Origin of the sequence: Mycetocola sp. (assembly GCF_046716805.1) — a bacterium.
In the GTDB taxonomy this organism is placed as follows: domain Bacteria; phylum Actinomycetota; class Actinomycetes; order Actinomycetales; family Microbacteriaceae; genus Mycetocola_A.
The window spans coordinates 1-2,546 of the sequence record NZ_JBKJWH010000075.1 but is presented as its reverse complement, the minus strand read 5'-3'; the positions used below and the strand labels follow the sequence as shown (position 1 = coordinate 2,546).

Here is a 2,546-nt window from a genome sequence, read left to right as displayed (position 1 = left end):
TCGTCGTCTTGCCCGCGCCGGCAGCGCCTTCCACGACGACGAGCGGATCGCTGGATGCCACCGCGGCGGCTGCCCGCGCCTGCGCAGGGTCGAGCCGGTGGCGGCGCGCGATGTGCATCATGTTCGGCGCCCGGCCGCGGTCGGCATACGCAGCCCGTGCCGTGAGTAGGTCGCGCAGCAGGGTCTCGGAGGCGATGACGTGCAGGCTCGTGAGGTGTGCGACGTGCTCGGGATGCGGCCTGTCGGGTGGCAGGACGGACAGACAATCATCCGCGGCCAACCGTGTCGCGAGCGTGACGAGTTCGCTCAGCGGCTCGGGGTCGGCGCGCACGCCAGCCTCCGTGATGATGCGAGTAACCTGCTCCTGGATGTCGTGCGCGGTCCACGTCGACGCGGCAGCTGCGCAGCGGTCGAGCGCCCGCGATGCGACATCCCGAACGCTTACCTCGTCCAGCGGGACCGATGCGCGCACCGGCGCGCGCTCGAGGTCGGACTGGTAGCCGGCGTCCTCGAGCTCTGCACGCCATGCCACCTCGTTGCCGAGCGCGGTCGGTCGCTTGTGCGGCCGCTCGTGATCCCAGGACATGGCGATTAGCCGCGACATCGCAGCCGGGCCAGGCCCCTGGTCGGGATGCGCCGTGCGCCACTCTTTCTCGAAGTGCGCCAGGTTGCGCGCCACCTGCTCAGCCCGCTTGCTCATCACGGCGTTGAAGGGCTGCAGCTCCGCGACTTCTCCGGTCACGGGGTCGAGAGTGAGGCCGTGGACGTCGAGGGCAGCCGCGAGTTGCGGATGCGCGGCGATCACGGCCGTGCCCAGTGAACGGATCGCTCCCTGCTGACGGAACAGGGCCGCGGTGTCGAGGCCGCGCCAGGCCTCGGCCGCCCACACCCGCGTACCGATCTGGAAGTGCATGTGCCGGTGCGGGTCACCGGCTCGCGAAGTTTTGTGCGTGACGGCGACCGTCTCCAATTGCTCCACGGGCATCACTCGCTGCGCGCCGCGCGGTCCGACGCGGGTGACGGAGTGTTGGCCCAGCCAGGCGCGAATCTCGGCCATCGCATCGCGCTGGGCGGCGTCGAGCGCGTCTGATACCTCCGGGTGGAGGGCCGCGGCGATCGAAAGTGCCTTCGGCGCGTTCACGACCATCTCGGCGAACCGCGGCGATCCTTGCCGCCCGTCTCCCGGTAGTCGCGGCTTGCCCATCGACTCGGTGGTGAGCGGGTTGATCCAGTCGACCCACTGCGCGTACTCGTCCGGGGTGAGCGCGCCTTCGCCGATCACTGCGCCGTCGCCGTCGACGACGGAGAACTCGGCGAGGGCCGTCCCGTCTTCGAGATAGTACTCGTCGGCCCGCGATCGATCCGACTCCAGGTAACGGCGCGCGTCCGTCCCAGAGCCCCGGAACAGGATCACGCCGCCTTTCATAGCCGCCCTCCGAGCTAGCTCAGGTTCTTGCAACTACCTACGGTAGCATACGTCCATTCATTTTGATGGTGAGGTAGGTGGGCGCGGGCGCGGGCGCGGGTGCGGTGGCGAAGGCGAAGGCGAAGGCGGACCATTGTTATAAGGATGCGAGGAGCACCTCTGACGGTGAGCCAGCTGAACTGGTCGCTACATGCCGGAGTCGCGCAACCGGATCCCAATTCGATCGCTGAGGAATTTGGCGATCTCATATGCGATTGGGAATTTTGCCGATCTCCGACAACCCCTTTGGCGCCGAAGTCACCTGGCGTGCCACGACTTGAATGTCGCCCTCGTTCGCGATGATTGACGGCAGCTGTAGTCATAATGAACCTGCTGAAAGAGATCGGCGTGCCGAGTGCCCGCCTCGCTGCGGCCCTTCAAGGTCATCCGGACCTGCGTTGGGCTGGCGACCTGGCTCGCCAACATCTGACCAAGCACAAAGATCTGGATGCCTATGCGAGTTAGCCACATGCCCGAGGACAGGCACGCGCCTGATGATGAGTCGATTGGTCGCAAGTGGACAGAAATGGCCGAGGCCATCGACCACTTGGCTGAGCGGATCGGTAACCCTGACGAGTTCCCGGTGATGGAGGGAAGCTCACTCGCTGGTGACGATAAGGCCTGCCACCCGTTCGAGGTTTCGCAGGCCATCCGTCACCTGATCAACGCCTCGGTCGACCAGCTTCACGGCATCAAGACGTTGCTTCATGAGATGCAATCGCAGCATCTCGCTGTGGGTTCAACACTTGCCCGTGCGGCGCTGGAGAACACGGCGACAGCCATGTGGATAATCGGTCCACGCGAACGGAACATTCGCATTGAACGAGTCCTTCGCTGGCATGCTCGCAACTACACTGACCAGCGGAATACGGTCGGTCACTTGTTACCAAATGATCCGACAAGGCATCTTGAGCTCATCCGTAGGGTGGCTGCATCACGAGGCATCAATCCTAAGGTGGCGACCTCCGGGTACAAGATCACCGGGCCGATTGAGGGCGCTGAGGAATTCACATCGATCCAGGTGCAATTTCACTGGGCTGTCGCGTCTGGGTTCGCACATGGTCGGCCGTGGGCCTTTGAG

The 2,546-nt window shown here is 65.0% G+C and carries 2 protein-coding genes; one reads left to right on the top strand and one right to left on the bottom strand.

What is annotated here, in order from left to right; translation table 11 throughout:
- Positions 1–1,426 (bottom strand): MobF family relaxase (gene mobF / locus ACLQ62_RS06175; protein ID WP_411720782.1); only part of this gene is annotated, 1,426 nt, incomplete at its 3' end.
- A 508-nt stretch (positions 1,427–1,934) separates the two neighbouring features.
- On the opposite strand from mobF, the gene ACLQ62_RS06170 reads away from it, so the two are divergent.
- Positions 1,935–2,546 (top strand): hypothetical protein (locus ACLQ62_RS06170; RefSeq protein ID WP_411720781.1); only part of this gene is annotated, 612 nt, incomplete at its 3' end.